Source organism: Microvirga antarctica, from assembly GCF_017921815.1.
GTDB classification, from domain to species: Bacteria; Pseudomonadota; Alphaproteobacteria; order Rhizobiales; family Beijerinckiaceae; genus Microvirga; species Microvirga antarctica.
The window spans coordinates 692,397-712,015 of the sequence record NZ_JAGEMM010000002.1 but is presented as its reverse complement, the minus strand read 5'-3'; the positions used below and the strand labels follow the sequence as shown (position 1 = coordinate 712,015).

17 protein-coding genes are annotated in these 19,619 nt (G+C 64.4%); 3 read left to right on the top strand and 14 right to left on the bottom strand.

The window, feature by feature from the left end:
* The first annotated feature begins 221 nt into the window (after nucleotides 1-221).
* Nucleotides 222-926 (top strand): transcriptional repressor LexA, encoded by a 705-nt coding sequence (lexA, locus tag J4G32_RS10635; protein ID WP_210490697.1) that lies wholly within the window; start codon nucleotides 222-224, stop codon nucleotides 924-926.
* On the opposite strand, the gene J4G32_RS10630 is transcribed toward lexA, so the two are convergent.
* Nucleotides 904-3,186 (bottom strand): ComEC/Rec2 family competence protein, encoded by a 2,283-nt coding sequence (locus J4G32_RS10630; RefSeq protein WP_210490682.1) that lies wholly within the window; start codon nucleotides 3,184-3,186, stop codon nucleotides 904-906. The two genes, lexA and J4G32_RS10630, sit on opposite strands and share 23 nt — an antisense overlap.
* Before the next feature lie 127 nt (nucleotides 3,187-3,313).
* On the opposite strand from J4G32_RS10630, the gene gltX reads away from it, so the two are divergent.
* Together gltX and gltA are read left to right on the top strand one after the other, a co-directional pair.
* Nucleotides 3,314-4,741: a glutamate--tRNA ligase gene (gene gltX, locus J4G32_RS10625; protein ID WP_210490648.1), complete on the top strand. Its 1,428-nt coding sequence runs from the start codon at nucleotides 3,314-3,316 to the stop codon at nucleotides 4,739-4,741.
* Nucleotides 4,742-4,912: 171 nt separating this feature from the next.
* Nucleotides 4,913-6,205, top strand: a complete 1,293-nt coding sequence (gene gltA, locus J4G32_RS10620) for a citrate synthase (RefSeq protein WP_210490635.1) — start codon at nucleotides 4,913-4,915, stop codon at nucleotides 6,203-6,205.
* Nucleotides 6,206-6,530: 325 nt separating this feature from the next.
* Here gltA and J4G32_RS10615 read toward each other — a convergent pair whose 3' ends face one another.
* The 13 genes from J4G32_RS10615 to pyrH form a co-directional block, all read right to left on the bottom strand.
* Nucleotides 6,531-6,923, bottom strand: coding sequence for a hypothetical protein (locus J4G32_RS10615; protein ID WP_210490624.1), 393 nt, complete (start codon nucleotides 6,921-6,923; stop codon nucleotides 6,531-6,533).
* Nucleotides 6,910-8,133 carry a lipid-A-disaccharide synthase gene (gene lpxB / locus J4G32_RS10610; RefSeq protein ID WP_210490619.1) on the bottom strand — a complete coding sequence of 408 codons (1,224 nt, stop codon included), beginning with the start codon at nucleotides 8,131-8,133 and terminating at the stop codon, nucleotides 6,910-6,912. Before lpxB ends, J4G32_RS10615 begins: the two co-directional genes overlap by 14 nt.
* The gene (locus J4G32_RS10605; RefSeq protein ID WP_210490606.1) at nucleotides 8,123-9,022 is read right to left on the bottom strand and encodes an LpxI family protein; all 900 of its coding nucleotides are present in this window, start codon (nucleotides 9,020-9,022) and stop codon (nucleotides 8,123-8,125) included. The genes lpxB and J4G32_RS10605 overlap by 11 nt, the downstream gene beginning before the upstream one ends.
* Nucleotides 9,019-9,825 (bottom strand): acyl-ACP--UDP-N-acetylglucosamine O-acyltransferase, encoded by an 807-nt coding sequence (lpxA, locus tag J4G32_RS10600; RefSeq protein WP_210490595.1) that lies wholly within the window; start codon nucleotides 9,823-9,825, stop codon nucleotides 9,019-9,021. The genes J4G32_RS10605 and lpxA overlap by 4 nt, the downstream gene beginning before the upstream one ends.
* Nucleotides 9,825-10,289: a 3-hydroxyacyl-ACP dehydratase FabZ gene (gene fabZ / locus J4G32_RS10595; RefSeq protein WP_210490578.1), complete on the bottom strand. Its 465-nt coding sequence runs from the start codon at nucleotides 10,287-10,289 to the stop codon at nucleotides 9,825-9,827. The genes lpxA and fabZ overlap by 1 nt, the downstream gene beginning before the upstream one ends.
* Before the next feature lie 28 nt (nucleotides 10,290-10,317).
* On the bottom strand, nucleotides 10,318-11,397 hold the full coding sequence (gene lpxD / locus J4G32_RS10590) for a UDP-3-O-(3-hydroxymyristoyl)glucosamine N-acyltransferase (protein WP_210490565.1): 1,080 nt from the start codon (nucleotides 11,395-11,397) through the stop codon (nucleotides 10,318-10,320).
* A gap of 137 nt (nucleotides 11,398-11,534) precedes the next feature.
* Nucleotides 11,535-13,934, bottom strand: a complete 2,400-nt coding sequence (gene bamA / locus J4G32_RS10585) for an outer membrane protein assembly factor BamA (RefSeq protein WP_210490545.1) — start codon at nucleotides 13,932-13,934, stop codon at nucleotides 11,535-11,537.
* A 164-nt stretch (nucleotides 13,935-14,098) separates the two neighbouring features.
* Nucleotides 14,099-15,262 (bottom strand): RIP metalloprotease RseP, encoded by a 1,164-nt coding sequence (gene rseP / locus J4G32_RS10580; RefSeq protein ID WP_210490534.1) that lies wholly within the window; start codon nucleotides 15,260-15,262, stop codon nucleotides 14,099-14,101.
* Between the two features lie 37 nt (nucleotides 15,263-15,299).
* Nucleotides 15,300-16,463, bottom strand: coding sequence for a 1-deoxy-D-xylulose-5-phosphate reductoisomerase (gene dxr, locus J4G32_RS10575; protein ID WP_210490514.1), 1,164 nt, complete (start codon nucleotides 16,461-16,463; stop codon nucleotides 15,300-15,302).
* Nucleotides 16,464-16,470: 7 nt separating this feature from the next.
* Nucleotides 16,471-17,319 carry a phosphatidate cytidylyltransferase gene (locus J4G32_RS10570; RefSeq protein WP_210490508.1) on the bottom strand — a complete coding sequence of 283 codons (849 nt, stop codon included), beginning with the start codon at nucleotides 17,317-17,319 and terminating at the stop codon, nucleotides 16,471-16,473.
* A 2-nt stretch (nucleotides 17,320-17,321) separates the two neighbouring features.
* Entirely contained in the window at nucleotides 17,322-18,089 is a 768-nt protein-coding gene (locus J4G32_RS10565; RefSeq protein WP_210490499.1) for an isoprenyl transferase, read from the bottom strand.
* 28 nt (nucleotides 18,090-18,117) lie between these two features.
* Nucleotides 18,118-18,678, bottom strand: a complete 561-nt coding sequence (frr, locus tag J4G32_RS10560; protein ID WP_210490492.1) for a ribosome recycling factor — start codon at nucleotides 18,676-18,678, stop codon at nucleotides 18,118-18,120.
* 60 nt (nucleotides 18,679-18,738) lie between these two features.
* On the bottom strand, nucleotides 18,739-19,452 hold the full coding sequence (gene pyrH, locus J4G32_RS10555) for a UMP kinase (RefSeq protein ID WP_210490482.1): 714 nt from the start codon (nucleotides 19,450-19,452) through the stop codon (nucleotides 18,739-18,741).
* Between the last annotated feature and the right edge of the window lie 167 nt (nucleotides 19,453-19,619).

The window sequence follows — 19,619 nt, the reverse complement described above, 5'->3', positions numbered from 1 at the left end:
ATTTCGCTGCAGTGACCAGATGCCCGTCGTCTGCCGCAGAGATATGCACGGGGTGACGAGGCGGGCCGCGAAGAGCGCGCAGCGGCCGTTCACGCCGACCAAGACGACGTGAGATGATGGCACTGCCGAGCCGGGCTTGCGGAACACACGGGGAACAGTTACGGTGTTCCTGCTTTGTTTCAGAATCGCTCCTCGCCTCGACGGAGCAGTAAAGGCCAGCCATGCTGACGCGAAAACAGCACGAACTGCTCCGCTTTATCCATGAACGTCTGCGCGAGTCAGGCGTCCCGCCGTCTTTCGACGAAATGAAGGACGCGCTCGACCTCAAGTCGAAATCCGGCATTCACCGGTTGATCACGGCTTTGGAGGAACGCGGCTTCATTCGCCGCCTGCCGAACCGGGCGCGCGCGCTGGAGGTGATCCGCCTGCCGGAGACGGTCGGGGGCACTGCCGGTCAGAAGCGATTTACGCCAAGCGTGGTCGAGGGCGGGCTCGCGAGCCGAGCCAAGACTCCGCCGGCGCCGGCACAGGAAGAGCGCGGCCGCGACGTCTCGATCCCCGTCATGGGGCGGATCGCTGCGGGCACGCCCATCTCCGCGATCCAGAACCGCAGCCATTCGATCACCCTGTCGAACGACTTTCTCAGCCAGGGCGAACATTATGCCCTCGAGGTGCGCGGCGACTCGATGGTCGAGGCCGGCATTCTCGACGGCGACCTCGTGGTGATCCGCAAGCAGGACAACGCCAATACGGGTGACATCATCGTGGCGCTCATCGACGAGGAAGAGGCGACGCTCAAGCGCTTCCGTCGCCGTGGCTCGTCGATCGCCCTCGAGGCCGCCAACCAGGCCTATGAGACCCGGGTTCTGGGCCCCGACCGGGTGAAGATCCAGGGCAAGCTCGTCAGTCTGGTTCGCCGCTACTGACCTCACCGTCCGGCGGGTCGGCATCGGGGAGATCGCGCTCCGGGAGCGCTCGCACGCGAGCCGGCGCCGCCGCACCCGGCGGCTGCGGCGATGGTGCCAACCGGGCAACGGTTTCATCACCCTTATGGACGGAGCGAATGGCGATGGCAGCGGCGCCGAGGCGAAGTGTCGTTGCCCCTCTGGCGGCGAGAGTCTCCCGGTCGAGCACGAGAAGCGCCTTGCAGGTCGACGGCGCTTTCAGCCGGGTGATGACGATTTCGGCGCGGCGGCAATCCTCCGCGAACGCGGACGCGTTCAGGACGAAAGCCACAGAGTGACCGTCCGGCACGTCGACCACGCAGCCGGCCGGATCGCAGCGGGAGCCGCCGTGGAGGCTTGCATCATCTGGATCGCGGGCGTCGCCGTCGGCCTTGAGCCATTGCTCCGCCACGAAGGCTGACGTCTTGCCGACGAACGTCAAGGCTCCGTCGCGACCGCGGATAGCCGCGCCCTGCCCGTCCCGGTCGATGTAGAGATCGGCTCGCATCGGGGTTGCCGCAAAAGCCATTCCGATGGCTGCCGGCATGAGTGCCAACCATCGCAGGGATGAGGCGGCGAGCACCGCGATGAGAAGCGCCAGGCTCAGCAGCGCGACCGCGCCCAATCCGAGCGCCGGAACCACGAGGGTCGAGCCACCAAAGCCACCCACCCAGGTCGCGATATCGAGCACCTGGGCAACAGCTGCACCCATCATCTGCCAGATGGGCCGATCGAGCCCGAAAGGGAAGGCGAGGACGCCGAGGACGGCGGCAGGCATGACCACCAGCGACACGAGGGGGAGCGCCACCGCATTGCCGACCAAGCCATAGGGATTGAGCGTCTGAAAGTGATAAGCGCTGAAGGGCGCTGTCGCCACGGTGGCGATCAGGGTCGTGGTCACCAATCCCATGGCGTGGCCGCCGACGAAGCGCAGACCCCTATCGATCAGGCCGGTGGGTCGACCATTCGGCGCCCGCCGTTGCAGAAGCGGCATGAAGGCCGACAACGCCGCCACGGCGGCGAACGACATCTGGAAGCTCGGTCCGAGGAGAGATTCGGGCTCCCGGGCCAGCACGATCAGCGCAGAGATGGCAAGGTTGCGCACGCTCACGGCCGGACGGTCGACCAGGACTGCGCCGAACATCACAAGGGTCATCAGGAGGGAGCGAACCGTCGCCACGTCGGAGCCCGAAAAGACGCAATATCCAAGAGCGCCGGCCATTGCGATGACCGCCGCCAATTTCTTGATCGGCCAAAGCAGCGCCAGCGTCGGAAAAAGGCTCAGGAAGGCGCGCGCCAGCCAGAAGAACGTGCCCGCGGCGAGCACCATGTGAAGTCCGGAAATCGAGACGATGTGGTAGATCCCGGCAGCCCGCAGGACATCGTTGGTGGGCTCCGGGATGAGGCCTCTCTTGCCGGTCACGAGAGCTGCGCCGACGCCGCCCGCGGGTCCGCCGATGGCGCTGGCGATCCGCTGCGTCAGCACGTTGCGGGCCTCGTCCACGGCGGCGCCGAGACGAAAGCGCAGGGGCGCGAGGGTGGGTGGATCGATAATCCTCACCGTGCCAAGCACCGAGCCGACGCCGCCGATCCCGCGAAAATAGGCATCCCGCCCGAAGTCGTAGCCTCCCGGCCACGCCGGCTGCGGCGGCGGCAACAGGCGCGCGTTACCGGTGATGAATTGCCCGGCGACCAGCGGGTCGTTCCGCCTCACGCTCACGCGGACGAGCACGGGTCGATCGGCTTCGGTCACACCCTTGAGGTCCCCGACACGCACCAGCAGGCGCTTGCCATCCGGCCGATCCTCGACCGCTTCGATGAACCCTGAGAACGATCCAATGACGATCCTGCGCAGGATGGGCGCATCGACCGCGCGGGTGCGGATGGCTCCCGTCGTGAAGCCTGCGAACACCATCGCAAAACCGATGCAGACTGCCAGCGCCGGCAGATGGGCCCGCAATGCGATCGCCAGGACCGCGAAGGCCACAAGTCCACAGACAGGCGCCCAGAGCGCAGGCTTGCCCTCGGCCTGAAAGAACAGCAGGATTCCCGCACCGTAACACACTGCCGTCCAGGGAAAGAGCCGGCGCTGCTCCAGTTCCCGCGACCACGCCTGGGAAAGCCATTGCCGGCCATCAGCCACGCGCCACCCGAGCGCAGGCTGCCACTGACGCGGCAGCGCCAATGCCCGCGCGGAAGAGCGCTGACTCGAACCAGGCTCGGGATTGTCGGGCAGATGCATCGGTTCGACTTAACGTCCGGCGGGTTTACATGGTAGACGACGCCTCACAGGGGCGAACCCTCCGTTTGGAGGTCCCTCGCCCGCCGGCGTTCTGCGCCCCAAACTCGTCCGACAAGGTTCTGCATTGATGAGCGTCATTACTCGTTTCGCCCCCTCGCCCACCGGTTTCCTGCATATCGGCGGCGCACGCACGGCCCTGTTCAACTGGCTCTATGCGAAGCGGCAAGGCGGCAAGATGCTGCTGCGGATCGAGGATACGGACCGGGAGCGCTCGACCGAACCCGCCATCAAGGCGATCCTCGACGGCCTCACCTGGCTCGGGCTCGATTGGGATGGGGACGTCGTCTACCAGTTCACCCGTGCAGCCCGCCACAAGGAGGTGGCGGAATCTCTCCTGGCATCCGGCCGCGCCTATTATTGCTATGCCAGCCAGGAGGAGCTCGAGGCCATGCGTGCCGAGGCGCGCAAGGAGGGAAAACCTTTGCGCTATGACGGCCGCTGGCGCGACCGCGATCCTGCGGAGGCGCCTGACGGCGTCAAGCCGGTGATCCGCCTGAAGGCTCCGCTCGAGGGCGAGACCGTCGTCGAGGATGCGGTGCAGGGCCGCGTCGTGTGGCAGAACAAGGATCTCGACGATCTGGTGCTGCTGCGATCGGACGGGACGCCCACCTACATGCTGGCGGTTGTCGTCGACGACCACGACATGGATGTCACCCATATCATCCGCGGCGACGATCACCTCACCAACGGCGCGCGGCAGACCCAGATCTATCAGGCGCTCGGCTGGGACGTGCCGAACATGTCGCATATCCCTCTCATTCACGGGCCGGATGGTTCCAAGCTCTCCAAGCGGCATGGTGCCCTGGGGATCGAGGCGTATCGCAGCATGGGTTATCTGCCCGTGGCGCTGCGCAACTATCTGGTCCGCCTCGGCTGGAGCCACGGCGATCAGGAGTTCTTCTCCACCGAGGAAATGATCGCCGCCTTCGATCTCGGCAGCATCGGGCGCTCGCCTGCCCGCTTCGACTTCGTCAAACTCGAGAACATCAACGGGCATTACATGCGCCAGACTCCGGACGCGGAGTTGGTCGACGCCATGGAGCAGCTTTTGCCGGAGATCGGCGCACAGCGACAGCTCGGCGACACCTTCACCCCTGCTTTGCGCGCAAAGCTCATCGCCGCCATGCCGGGTCTCAAGGAGCGGGCGAAGAACGTGGTCGAGCTTCTCGACAGCGCGTATTACCTCTACGCCCAGCGGCCTTTGATCCTCGACGAGAAAGCCGCGGGCCTGCTGGCCGATGGACGCGTCAGGCTTGCGGGCATCGTCGAAAAGCTTGAGGCCGTGTCTGACTGGACATCGGCCAATGTCGAGGGGGTGGTGCGCGAGCATGCGGAGACGCTGGGCGCAAAGCTTGGCCAGATCGCCCAGCCCTTGCGCGCCGCGCTCACCGGTCGCGCCACCTCGCCCGGACTCTTCGACGTCATGGTCGTTCTCGGCCGGGACGAAACCCTGTCACGCCTGCGCGATCAATTGAGTGCTGCGTCGGCTGCATAGCCGGCCGCTTCACGCTTCGCCGCGCTTGCCCCCTCCATACGGATAAGCTACCCACAGCCACATGATCCCCGACGGGCGAACCTCGGACCGGACATCCGCACGGAGACCTCTTCTCCAGCCGCGCGGCTGCCCTACGTAAAGCCCGGCCTCCTGTTGAAAGGGCGAAGACGCATGAGCGCAGATATTGCAAAGCTGACTGTTGATGACAAAGCCGTCGATCTGACGGTCAAACACGGCACCATCGGCCCGAGCGTCGTGGACATCTCCAAGCTCTACGCGCAGACTGGAGCCTTCACCTACGATCCGGGCTTCACATCGACCGCCAGCTGCGAGTCGAAGATCACCTATATCGATGGCGACCAGGGCATCCTGCTCTATCGCGGTTATCCGATCGAACAGCTCGCCGAGCACGGCGACTTCCTCGAGACCTGCTACCTGCTGCTCTACGGTGAGCTTCCGACCGCAGCCCAGAAGGCAGATTTCGACTATCGCGTCACGCGCCACACGATGGTGCATGACCAGATGAACCGGTTTTTTCAGGGCTTCCGCCGGGACGCGCACCCGATGGCCATCATGGTGGCATCGGTGGGCGCGCTGTCGGCGTTCTATCACGACTCAACGGACATCTCCGATCCGCAGCAGCGCATGATCGCGTCCATGCGGATGATCGCCAAGATGCCGACGCTTGCCGCGATGGCCTACAAGTATTCGGTGGGTCAGCCCTTCGTCTATCCGCAGAACGACCTCGACTACACGTCGAACTTCCTGCGTATGTGCTTTGCGGTTCCCTGCGAGGACTACAAGGTCAACCCGGTGCTGTCCCGTGCGCTGGACCGGATCTTCATTCTTCATGCGGATCACGAACAGAATGCGTCGACCTCGACCGTTCGCCTTGCCGGCTCGTCCGGTGCGAACCCATTTGCCTGCATCGCAGCGGGCATTGCCTGCCTGTGGGGACCCGCCCATGGTGGCGCCAACGAGGCGGCGCTCAAGATGCTGGAAGAGATCGGCACGCCCGACCGCATTCCGCATTACATCGCGCGCGCAAAGGACAAGAACGATCCCTTCCGCCTGATGGGCTTCGGACACCGGGTCTACAAGAACTACGATCCGCGCGCCCGCATCATGCAGAAGACCACCCACGAGGTTCTGAACGAGCTCGGAATCAAAGACGATCCGTTGCTGGACGTCGCCGTGGAACTCGAGCAGATCGCACTCAAGGACGAGTACTTCCTCGAGAAGAAGCTCTATCCGAATATCGACTTCTATTCGGGCATCACCCTGAAGGCGATGGGCTTCCCGACCTCGATGTTCACCGTGCTGTTCGCCCTCGCGCGCACGGTCGGCTGGATCGCCCAGTGGAGCGAGATGATCGAGGACCCCTCGCAGCGCATCGGCCGTCCGCGCCAGCTCTATGTGGGCGCACCGCAGCGCGATTACGCAACGGTCGCCTCGCGGGGGTGACCTGCCTCAGGCAACAGGCAACTAAAGCTCCCCCCGTCAAATCGGGTCCGTCGTCCCGGGCCCGGGACGACGGGGGCACTCTCCGCCGAAGCTCAGACATTGCGGCTATTTTGCTTCAAGGGTGCTGCGGGTAGGCAATTCCTATCGTCTTTACTCTGGGCCGTACGGCCCTCATCTTTTGATCGTCAGAGTCGAATTCCTCGTCGCTCGCCACTCTCCGCCGATCCGCCTCGTCGCCGTTTTCATCAGCTGCGAAGATTACAATGAGGTTGCAGCCGCCTGAATTGTGAGCGAGCGTTCCCCCCTTCCAATCCACGGCCCTTCCTCAGGAGGTCCTGTCGAAGCCATAGAGCGTGAACGATCTGCCGTTGATGCGGGCGATCTGCTCGAGCGACATGCCGACCCGAATGCCAGACGGCGCCGACCAATTGGCGCTTGACGAATGAATGCTCGATGGCCATCGACGGGCTTTTGAATTCCACCACACGACCTCGACACGCCGGAGCGGATCATTGGGGAAGATGACGCTTGCAGGAATCGCTATTCCCTCATCACGCATCCATTCCCGCACCACATTGGTCTTGCCGAAAACCTTGGCGAGGCGCTTCTGTGTTGTGTCCGACGCAAATGGCCCCGTGCAGGTCAACTCTCCGGCGCTTGCCTGGTGGAACACGAAAAATCCCAGGATGATGCCAGCAAAGCGATCACACTGGCGCATTCCCTGAACCTTTCTCCAGACGGTTGGCCTCCGACGCGGACGACGGATCTCGCAGGATGGCGGCGACGATGCGGGCGGCGCGTTCGCTTGGGGCTTCGTCTCCGATCCGCATGAGAGCATCGAGACGCCTGAAGGCCTCTTCCTGTCGGCGCCGCTCCTGGGAATCCGACAACAGCGGCAATAACGCGTCTGCCAGTTTTTCGGGCGTGCAATCCCATTGGATGAATTCGGGAATGACGTTCTCGTGCAGCACAAGGTTTGTCAGCACGATGGAATGGGCCTTGATCAGGTACTTGAGCACCTCTTCGATCTTCGAGACCCGATAGGCGACGATCATCGGCACGCCTGAAAGTCCGAGTTCGAGGGTCACGGTGCCGGAGGCCGCAAGGGCCGCATCGCCGGACCGGAACGCCGCCCACTTTGCGGCCTCTCCGGTGACGATGACAGGTGTGACCGGCCAGTTCTCGGCGCGACGGGCGATCTCTTCCACGAGATGCGCGACGGCCGGAATGGTCACCGTGAACGGGCGGTTCGAGCGCTCACGCAGCAGTCCGATGGCCGCGCCGAAGGGCTCCATGAGCCGGCTGACCTCGGTCCTTCGGCTTCCCGGCAGAACGAGAAGCTTGAACGGCCCGTCCGGTCTGCCCGCACGCTCACCCGCTGCCGGCCTGATCTCGGTCAATCGCTCGATGAGCGGATGGCCCACATAGGTTGTCGGCGGCCCGCCCAATCGTTCATGCGCCTCGGGCTCGAAGGGTAGCAGGGCCAGCAGATGATCCACATAGGCACGCATCTTTCGCGCCCGCCCCGGCCGCCAGGCCCACACGGAAGGGCTGACATAGTCGACGATCGGAATGTGGGGTGCACGCCTGCGCACGGCCTTGGCGACCCGGTGCGTGAAATCCGGGCTGTCGATGATGACGAGCATGTCCGGATTGACGGCGACCACCGCATCAGCAGTCTGGCGGATGCGCCGTAGAATGGTCGGCAGCCGGTTGATGACAGCCGAAAAACCCATGACCGCGATGTCCTCGAGCGGAAACAGGCTGATTTGGCCCTCGGCTGCCATTGCATGGCCGCCGACGCCGCCGAAAGTTACGCGCGGGAGACCCGCTTGATGCTTGAGGGCGCGCATGAGCTTGGCACCGAGCTGGTCGCCCGATTCCTCTCCGGCGACGATCCAGATGGCAGGCGGTGCATCAGGAACCATGGTCGGCGTCCATCCAAGGGAGTTCGACCGCGATCAGGAACAGGCCCAACCGGTCGGCAAGGGCGATGGTCCTGTCCTGATCGAGCACAAGCGTCGAGCCTGCGCCGACGGCAATGCCCGAGAGGCCGGCGCGGGCAGCCTCCGCAACCGTCCGTGGACCGATGGCCGGCATGTCCACGCGGAGATCCTGGCCGCGCTTGGCGGCCTTGATCAGCACGCCGCCCTCGCGTCGCCTGCGCAATCCGAGAAACGATCGCCGCATCCGGCCAACGCGCGCCAGCATCCGGTCGGTCCCCTCTGGGCCTTCCACGGCAAGCACGTGTTCGCGTGCGACGATGGCCGCCTGGCCGATGTCGAACGCCGAGAGCGACGACAACAGGTCGAGCCCGATGGAGACGGCCTGCCGATCGTCAGCGGAGGGCGCAAGGCGGCCGGCCATCGTCACGGGCGCCACGAGGCCCGGCGCGAGCTCATGGGCGCCCACGACCCTGTAGCCGCGCTCTTCCAGCAGCATGACGGCGCCGCGAAGGACCTGATCGTCGCCCCGCGCGATGACCTCGCGGACCTCCTGGCGATTCCGCAGCAGCGAGAAGGCCCCCAACAGGGCCGAGAAGCCTGGTCGCCGCACTGCGCCGACGAGGGCCACGGCGCGCGGCTTCCACGCATCGAGGCGCTGCATGATCGTCCTGAGGTCGAGAAGATCGACGGTCGCGTCCGCCCGTCCGCGCAGCTCCGCCGAGACAAACCCGCGGAAGGCCATGACCCGGCAATCCTGCCCGGTCTGCTCGAGGTGATGCACGAGCTGGATCGGCAACTGCCCCGACCCCGCGAGGATGGCTACCGGACCGTCCTCACGCTGGGGAAGTCGCGCGCCCGACGGCGCGGTCAATGCGACGAGACAGGGTCCCGGGGCGTGCAGATCGCCCGGTCCTTGCCCTCGCGGATGAAGTCGAGGATCTCGTGAACGAAGGGATGCGTGGCGAATTCGCCCGCCACGTCCTCGACCCGCTCGGACAACGTGCCCTCGTCCGCAAAGAGAAGACGGTAGGCGCGGCGGATATCGTGGATCTGGTCCCGCGTGAAGCCGCGCCGGCGCAACCCGATGATGTTGAGGCCCGCGAGATGAGCCCGGTTCCCCGTCGCCATGCCGTAGGGGATCAGGTCATTCTCGAGGCCAGTCAGACCCCCGACGAATGCATGGGAGCCCACGCGCGCGAACTGGATCACCGCCGAGCCGCCGCCAAAAATCACGAAATCGCCGACCGTGACGTGCCCCGCCAGCATCACGTTATTCGACAGGATCACATCGCTGCCAACCCGCGTGTCGTGCCCCACATGGGAATTGGCCAGGAATGAGCAGCGGTCACCCACGACCGTCGCCAGACCGCCTCCGGCGGTGCCCGGGTTCATCGTCACGCCTTCGCGGATGGTGCAATCCGACCCGATAGTGAGCGTCGAGGGCTCGCCGCGATATTTCAGATCCTGCGGGATATGACCGATGGATGCGAAAGGGAAAATCCGGGCACGGGGGCCGATGGTGGTGCGGCCGGCAAGGGCCACATGGCTCACGAGGCTCGAACCCTCGCCCAGTTCGACTTCCGGACCGATCATGCAGAAGGGGCCGATCGATGAGCCGGCGCCGATGACCGCGCCGTCTTCGACGACAGCGCTCGGATGAATGAAGGTCTCCATCAATCCATCACCAGCATGGCGCTCACTTCGGCCTCGCAGACGAGAACGCCGTCCACCCTCGCCTCGCCCTTGTACCACCACATGTTGCGGCGGTTGTTGAGCTTGCGCATATGGAATTCGACCCGGTCGCCGGGCTCCACGGGTTTGCGAAACTTCACCTTGTCGATGGTCATGAAGAAGACCTGCTTGGGCTTTGCCTGCTCGGCGATCTTGAAAGCGACGCAGATGGCGCCCGCCGTCTGGGCCATCCCCTCGATGAGATAGACACCAGGAAAGATCGGCCGCGAGGGAAAATGCCCGGTGAATTGCGGCTCGTTATAGGTGACGTTCTTGATCCCGATACAGGACCGGTCGCCATCGATCTCAATAATCTTGTCGACCAGAAGAAAAGGATACCGATGCGGAAGCAGATCGAGGATCTGCACGATATCGGCGGTCTGAAGCGTACTTGGCGCTTCGCTCATGTCATCGTCTCCGGCTGTACCAATGTCTTTAAGGGTCAGAAGACATCCCGTCACGGCTGCGGGAATCGCCGGAATCGTCTTTCGATGCAAGTTTTTTCAGGGCATTGATCTCACGGAACCAGTCGCGCATGGGTCGCGCGGGGACCCCGCCCCACCTGGCGCCCGCGGGAACATCGCCGTTGACGCCGCTGGTCGCGGCGATCTGGGCGCCCATCCCGATCCGGGCATGGCCGCGGACCGCAACCTGCCCGCCAAGTGCGACGAAATCCTCAAGGGTGGTGGAGCCCGCGATTCCCACCTGAGCCACGATGACGCAATGTCGCCCGATCACCACGTTGTGGGCGATCTGGACGAGGTTGTCGATTTTCGTTCCTTCGCCGATCACCGTGTCGCGGCTCGCACCGCGGTCGACGGTGCTGTTGGCCCCGATCTCGACGTCGTCCTGAATGATCACGCGGCCGACCTGCGGCACCTTCAAGTGCCCCTGAGGCCCCATGGCGAACCCGAAACCGTCCTGCCCGATGCGCACGCCAGCGTGCAGGATGACGCGGTTTCCCAGATAGGCATGGGAGATGCTCACATGGGGGCCGATCGCGCAATCACGCCCGATCATCACCCCTTCGCCGATCACCGCATGGGCGCCGACAAGCGACCCTGCGCCAATTTCAGCCCCCGGCCCCACGACCGCTCCAGGATCGACCGTCACGCCATGCTCGAGGCGGGCGGTCGGATGCACGAACGAACCCGGCGAGATCCCGCGCGCCGCGAAAGACGATTGGGGCCGCATGGCAGTCGGGAAAAGTCTGGCCAGGACCTGCGCAAAAACCCGGTAGGCCTGAGGTGTGACGATGGCGACCGTCCCGGCCGGCACCTTGCTGGCAAAGCGCGGGGTCACAAGCACCGCGCCCGCTTTCGTGGCGCCGAGCGCCTGCCCATAGGCGGCATTGTCCATGTAGGCGAGATCGGTCGGCCCTGCAGTCTCAAGGGGCCCGACACCCGTCACGGCGAATGCTCCGTCGACCCCTTCCGGAAGCGGCGCCTGCGCCAACTCGGCGACCTCCTGCAGGAGAAGCGCCCGGGCGGGTGAAAAGAAACGTGTCTCGGTCATGAAAAAATGAGGGCGCCACAGGGGCGCCCTCTCCATCTGAAATGGTTTCGGTTCAACAAGACCAAGGCATAACGAACCTTGCGCGGTCCCTGTCCAATCGATCCGCCTCTCCCGTCTCCAGGATTCCGGATCATGCCTTAGAAGCGCGACCCACCGGTGAAGCGGAACGCCTGTGTGCGGTCGCCACCGATCTTGACACCGAGAGGCGTCATGACACCCTCGTCCTTCGAGAGAGCGAAGGCGTAGTCGAACCGGATCGGGCCGAGCGGCGAGGTCCAGAGGATCGAGGCACCGACCGAAGACCGGATCGTCTTGCTGTCACGCACCTGGATACATTCCTGCGAAACCTGCGCCTGAATGGTGCAGCCGGTCGTCGGGCTGTAGCCGTCGATGATGCTGTTGCCGTTGTTGTCGAACACCGTCGGGCCCTTGTAGCCGAACAGAGTACCGGCATCGGCGAAGACAGCGCCCTTCAGGCCGAGTTCCCGCGGAAGGCCCCAGATCGGGAACTGGACTTCCAGCGAGCCGCCGAAATAGGTCGTGCCGCCGATGGCATTGGCATTCGTGTCGAGGCTCGAGATGTCACGCGGGCCGATGCCGTTCGTGGCAAAGCCGCGGACGAGCGACGGGCCGAGGAAGAACTGGTCGACGATGCGCAGATCACCGCCCGAACCGTACGTGCCCTTGTCGCCGCCATCGAAGCCATAGATCTGGCCGCCCTGAACGCGGGCGATACCGATGATGTCATCCCAAAGCTCGCGATAGTAGCGCGCATCGCCAGTTGCCCGGAAGAAGCGCGAATCGCCGCCGAGACCGGCAAAATCCGTCTTCACTTCGGCGTAGAAGCCGTTACGCGGGTTCTTGGTGCTGTCGAGCGTGTTGTAGTTGAAGGTCAGGCCCGCGAGCGACGTCAGGGTGCGGCCCTGCGATTCCTTGATGGCGAGCGATGCCTCGCCGTCGCCTTCGCAGAAGAGACGGTTGGGCGTGCCATTCGGGTTGAGCTGGGTATATCCGGCGAGCGGGATCGAGCAGTCATTGTAAGGCTGCTTGTAATCGTTCGGGATGTTGAGATCCTGCTGGTACAGCGAATACCGCAGCGTCAGCGTGAACTCTTCGGTGAAGGGCAGGCCGAGGCGCAGCTGGCCGCCGGTCATCCGGTTTTCGTAGCGGGCATACTGCGTCTGGTCGCTGAACTTGGAGAACAGGTCGATACCCGCAGCCATCCGGTAGCCGAGGAAATACGGCTCGGTGAAGGAGAAGTCGACGCCGTTGGTGCGCTGGCCGAGCTGGCCGGCGACACGGACGAACTGGCCACGGCCGAGGAAGTTGGACTCGCTGACCGCGACCTCGCCGATGAAGCCGTCCGAGGTCGAGTAACCGCCCGAGACCGAGAAGGCACCGGTCGACTGATCCTCGACGTCCACGTTGACCACCACACGGTCAGGCGCGGAGCCCGGTTCGTTGGAGATCCGGACGGTCTTGAAGTAGCCGAGGTTGTTGAGGCGGCGTTCTGCCCGGTCGACAAGCACCCGGTTGTAGGGATCCCCTTCGCCGAGATCGAACTCGCGACGGATCACGTAGTCGCGGGTGCGGCTGTTTCCGCGGACGTTGATCCGCTCGATGTAGACGCGCGGACCGTCCTCGACGACGTAGCCGAGATTGATGGTCTGTGAAGCGGGATCGCGGGTGCCGACGGGGCGAACCTGCGCGAACGCATAGCCCTTGCGGGCCGCATCGGCGGTCACGTCCTGCAGCGACTTCTGCACGGCGTCCGCATTGTAGACGGAGCCAGCCGAAGTCGAGAGGTTCTTGCGGACCACGTCCTCGCCGAGTTCCGGGATGCGCGACTCGACGTTGACGGCACCGACGCGATATTGCGGGCCTTCCTCGACCGCGATCGTCACGACATAGCCACCGCCGGTCGGGTCGAACTGCACGTCGCTGGAAACGATGCGGAAATCCGCATAGCCGTTCTTCAGGTAGTAGCGCCGGATAAGCTCCAGATCGGCTGCGATCCGGTTGGGATCGTAGACGTCGGTGCTCTTGAGGAAGCTGAGGATATTGGTCTCGGTGGTGCCCATCACGCCACGCAGGCGGGTGGCCGAAACCTGATTGTTGCCAATGAAGCGGATTTCCTTGACGCCGGTCTTATCGCCTTCGTTGATGCCGTAGATGATGTCGACCGTGCCATTCGGCAGATCGACAACCCGCGGCGTCACCGTGGCGAGGCCACGGCCCTGACGGCGATAGACTTCGAGAATGCGCTGGACGTCGGCGTCCACGGTCGCCTGGTTGTATGCCCGGCGGGACTGCGCCTCGAGGGCGCCTTCGATGGCCGCCTTCTCGACGCGCTTGTTGCCCTCGATGACAACGCGATTAACGACGGGACCCTGTGACACCGCTGCTCTGCGATTGCCCTGAGGTGCCCCCTGCGCGAAAGCCGTCTCTGCGGCAGTCACTCCGGCAATCATCGCACTCATCGCGATGATGGCTGTGGTGGCCGGCTTCTTCCGGCGTTTCGTGGTCGTCGACATCATCAACTGGCCCGTCTCTTTATATTTGCCTAAGCGGGTCGTCCCGCCAGGTCAGCGACATAAGACGCAAACCCTATCGGTGCGGTCCGCTTGTACAAACTTTCGCCGTCATTGCAAACGGCGGATTACCCAACAGAGTACCAATTCTACCGGGCGTGGCGTCCTTGTCACGTTCCTCGCGCCATAAAACTTGCACCAAGGTGAACAATATCATTCCAAGTGGCGAACAGCATGAGCATCGCCACCAGCGCAAAGCCAATCCGGAACCCGATTTCCTGGGCTTTTTCGCTCAATGGGCGGCCTCGGATGGCCTCCACCGCGTAGAACAGAAGGTGTCCGCCATCGAGCAACGGAATGGGGAAAAGGTTAATGAGACCGATCGAAACCGACATGAAACCGATCAATCCGACGAGGCTGTAGACGCCGCCGACGTCGAATGCCGTTCCGGAGGCCCGAGCGATGCCGATGGGTCCGGAGAGCTGGTCTGCCGATTCTTTGCCGGTCACCAGCCGCCGCAGAAAATTCATGGTGCGATCGACCAGATTCCACGTCTCGACGGCCCCGGCCTTGATGGCTCCCAAGGGGGTATAGGACAGGCGCTTGACCGCGGCCGGATCCCGCGAGGCCTCGACGCCGAGAAGCCCGATCCGCTGCTTGCCAAAGGGGGTCGTCCGCTCTGTAAAATTCGGCGTCGCGCTGAGCGCCACGGTCTGGCCGCTGCGATCGACCGTGAAGGCAAGTGCCTCTCCGGCGCTGGAACTGACCAGCAGCTGCATGTCCGCGAAGGTCTCGATGCGCCTCCCGTCGATGGTCAGGATCAGGTCCTTGGGGAGAAACCCTGCCCGTTCGGCAGCGCTCCCCGGCTGGACCGACTCGATTCGAGGCTCGATGACCTGACGGCCGCTGAAATAGTTGAAGCCGGCGAAAATCGCGATCGCCAGGATAAAATTGGCAATCGGCCCCGCCGCCACGATGGCAGCGCGCTTGGCGACACTTTGGTGCGGAAAACTGACGGCGCGTTCGGCCGCCGTCATCTGAGGAAGATGGTCCTGGTCCGGCATGCTCGCGGCGTTGAGATCGCCGACGAACTTCACGTAGCCGCCGAGCGGCACGGCCGAGATCTTCCACCGCGTGCCGTGCCGATCCGTCCAGCCCAGCAACTCCTTGCCGAATCCGATCGAGAAGGCCGTGACCCCGACGCCGCACAGGCGTCCAACCCAGAAATGGCCGAATTCATGGATGAACACGACCACGCTGAGGACCACCACGAACGAAACAAGTGTCAGAAACACCGACCCTGTCGCTCCCGTAATCGCTGCTAGCCAATCCATTACTGTCCCTTTCGCGTGCCAGAGGCCGCGCTGATCGTCATCGGGCCGACAGAGACTGTCGTGAAAGACCCCGTGCTTCTCGGTCGAGCGCAAGGGCATCCGCAACCGTCGCGGGCGCGGTCAGCGCACGTCCCGCAAAGGTCGAGCAAACGCCCTCAACCAACTCTGAAATCTCATAAAACCCGATGCGCCCTTCCATGAAGGCTGCGACGGCTATCTCGTTGGCGGCGTTCAAGATCGTCGGCATCGCTCCACCGTCCCGCAAAGCAGCCCTCGCCAGCGCCAGGCACGGAAACCGCATGTCGTCGGCCCTGTCGAACGTTAAGCGCCCAATCGCGGCAAGATCGAGACGCGGCAGGTCCATGGCAAGCCGGTCCTCGCCGCGCAGGGCGTTGGCGATCGGAACCTTCATGTCGGGGAGCGCCAGACCGGCGGTCAGCGCGCCGTCTCGCCACTGGACCAGGCCGTGAAAGATCGCCTCGGGATGGACCAGCACGTCGAGCCGGTCGGGTTCGAGATCGAACAGATGATGGGCCTCGATGAGTTCGAGGCCCTTGTTCATCAGTGTCGCGGAGTCGATGTTGATCTTCGACCCCATGGACCACACCGGATGGGCTGCCGCCTCGGCCGGGCTGGCGGCAGCAATCCGCTCCCGCGTCCAGGTTCGGAAGGGGCCCCCGGTCGCCGTGATGATGGCCTTCTCGACATCGCGGTTCTGGCCCGCGGAGAGCGCCTGCTCAAGGGCGTTGTGCTCAGAATCGACCGGCATGAGGCGCACGCCCAGACGGCGCGATTCCCGCATGAAGGCTGCTCCCGCACAGACCAGACTTTCCTTGTTGGCAAGGGCCAGCGTTCTGCCCGGACGCAGCGCCGCCGCCGTGGGTCCCAGGCCTGCGGTCCCGCTGATCGCGGCAAGCACGATGTCGGCGTCACGCTCCACCGCTTCCAGAACCGCAATGGCGCCAGCGCCACTGGCAATTCCCGAGCCGGACAAAGCCTCCCGCAAGGCGGCCCCGCCCTGCTCGTCGGCCAGCGCCGCAAACTGCGCGCCGAGTTGACGGGCCACCCGCGCGAGGGCGTCCGCATCCCGGCCGCCGACGACAGAGACGATCCGGAAAGCGTCCGGGTGGGCGAGAACGACCTCAACGGTGGAGCGGCCGACGGAGCCGGTTGCTCCCAGAATCGTAAGAGTGCGGGTCATGAGCGCGTCACCCTGCCATCCAGGTGATGAACAGGACCATGCCGAGAATGAGCGACACTGCCCAGAACCCGTCGAGGCGATCCATCACACCCCCATGGCCGGGGATCAGGTGGCTCGAATCCTTCACGTCGCAATGCCGCTTGAGCGCGGATTCCCCGAGATCGCCAAGCTGGCTCGCAACGGCCGCCACCATGGACAGCATGATGGTGTTACGCAGGCTGAATGGCTGCATCCAGCCAAGCCGTTGCGCAAGCCAGGCGACAAGAAAACCCGCGATTGCGGCCGCCACCACCCCACCCAGAAAGCCCGACCAGGTCTTCTTCGGGCTGACCCGGGGCCACAATTTGGGACCGCCGAGCGCCCGGCCGGTGAAATAGCCGGCAATATCCGTCGCCCACACCACTGCAAACATCCACAACAGACCGACCAGGCCGAGATTGGGATGGGCCCGCACGATAGGCGGCACAAGAACGATGATCAGCGCGTACAGGAAACCAGAGGCTGCCCAGAGCCTGTCGCGCTGCGTGCGGCCCAGGACCAGGGCGACAACGACAGCCCCCAGCGCCAGCCACACAAACCAGACCGTTTCCATACCCAGGAGCAGAAGCAGGGTGAACGCCGCCAGCGCGCAGGCCAACGCGATCTGGATCGGGCGCGCAGGCGCGACCGCGGTCATGCTGGTCCACTCCCACATCATGGCAATTCCGGCAGCAAGCCAGAACAGCGCGAAGGGCCATCCGCCCGCGAAGGCGGTGACCAGGGCAAGCGGGATCAGGATGATGGCGGAGAAGACGCGCTTCTTCAGTTCGCTCATGGCGGGGGCGGCCGGTGGGGCGGGGCCCTCATTTGCGGCCATGCTCAACCCACCCGCGCGCTGAGGCCACCGAAGCGGCGGTCGCGGCGGCAATATTCGTCGATGGCGGCCCGGAAAGTCGCGTCGTCGAAATCGGGCCAGAAATCCGGGATGAAGAGGAATTCCGAATAGGCGGTCTGCCAGGTCAGGAAGTTCGACACGCGCTGTTCGCCCGAGGTGCGGATGACGAGGTCGGGGTCCGGTATGCCGTGTGTATCGAGATGCTGCTCAACCAAGGCGGAATCGATGGCCTCTGGATCGAGCGTGCCCGCCCTCACCTTCTCGGCGATGGCCCGCACGGCGCTGACGATTTCCTGCCGTCCGCCGTAATTGAACGCGATGACAAGGGTCAGGCCGGTATTCTGGCGCGTCAGGTTCTCGGCCTCGTCGAGGAGAAGAGCGATGTCGCCGGTCAGTCCGCGGCGTTCGCCGATGATGCGTACGCGGATATTGTTGGCGTGAAGCTCCGCGAGATCATGCCGGACAAAACGCTTCAGCAGGCCCATCAGGTCGGACACCTCCTGAGCGGGACGTCGCCAGTTCTCGGCCGAAAAACTGTAGACCGTCAGGTAGCGGATGCCGAGATCGCCGGCCGAACGCACGGCCCGCCGGATCGCCTCGACCCCCCGGCGATGACCCTCGAACCTGGGCAGCCCGCGCTTGGCGGCCCAGCGCCCGTTGCCGTCCATGATGATGGCGACATGCGTCGGCACGCCCTCGCCCGCAGGTTTGCAGGCGAGGCTTTGAGCCGACAGCTTGGCTTCACCGCTCATGATCGATCTTCCGGATGCCGGTCCAATCCTAGACCTGCATGATTTCCTTTTCCTTCGCCACGAGCAGAGAGTCTATGTCGGAAACGTATTGATCCGTCGCCTTCTGCACCTGATCGGCGTGACGCTTGCTGTCATCCTCGCTGATGGCGCTGTCCTTCTCGAGTTTCTTGAGAAGATCGAGCCCGTCGCGACGCACGTGGCGGACCGCCACCTTCGCCTCCTCGGCGTATTTATGCGCGACCTTCACCATCTCCTTGCGGCGCTGCTCGTTCATCTCCGGAATGCGCAGGCGGATGACCTGGCCCTCGGTCTGCGGGTTGAGGCCCAGATCCGACTCGCGGATCGCCTTCTCGACGGGGCCGACCATGCTCCGGTCCCAGACCTGAACGCTCAGGAGCCGGGGCTCGGGAACGCTGACGGTAGCCACCTGCGTGATCGGCATGGCCGAGCCATAGGCGTCGACCTGGATCGGGTCGAGCAAGGTCGGCGATGCCCGACCCGTCCGCAGGCTGCCAAGGTCATGCTTGAAGGCATTGATCGCGCCCGTCATGCGGCGCTTTACGTCATCGAGGTCAAAAGATTGTGCCATCTCGATTGAATCCTTACTCGAACTGCATGGAGAGGGGCTTACGCTTCCCTCGGCTTGGCATCAAGGGGCGACGATCGTCGACGGCACAGTCCCCTGCAGGATCGCCGTGACGGAGCTGGGGGCGTGGATCGACCCGACGATAATCGGGATTCGACTCTCGCGCGCCAGCGCGAAGGCCGCCGTGTCCATGACTTTCAGATCGCGTGAAATCGCCTCGTCATGGGTCAGCCGCTCGTAGCGGACCGCCTTCGGATCGGTCTTCGGATCGGCCGAGTAGACACCGTCGACCTGGGTCGCCTTCAGCACAGCGTCGCACCTCAGCTCGGCAGCACGCAGAACCGCCGCGGTGTCAGTGGTGAAGAACGGGTTCCCGGTGCCGCCCGCAAGCACGAGGACCTGCCCCTTCTGCAGATGATGGAGAGCCGGCTGGCGCGCATAGGTCTCGCAGATGGACGGCATCGACACCGCCGACATCGTGCGGGCCGAGATGCCAGCCGCGTTGAGGGCGGTCTCGATAGCGAGCGAATTCATGGCGGTTCCGAGCATGCCCATCGAATCCGCCGTCGGGCGGTCGATCCAGCCGGCGGCACTCATGCGCGCGCCACGGATGATGTTGCCGCCGCCGATGACGATGGCGATCTCGAAGCCGGCCCGTGTCGCCCGACCGATATCCTCGGCAAGGCCGGAGAGCGTCTGCGGATCGAGCCAGAACCCGTCGGAGGCCATCAGGGCCTCACCGGAAAGCTTTACCAGAATGCGCCGGAATTGTTTCACTGCCAGACCCCTCGTCGGTTGGGTGGCGGAGCCCCGGTCAGGGCCGGCGCTCCCGTTCCACGTCACAAGTCGATGCGCCCGTCTCGGAAGGACCTGGGGCCGCTTGTCCGGATGGCGCGTCGGCCTCTCAAGAAAACGGCGGCTGAAACGCCGCCGTTTTGCTGGAA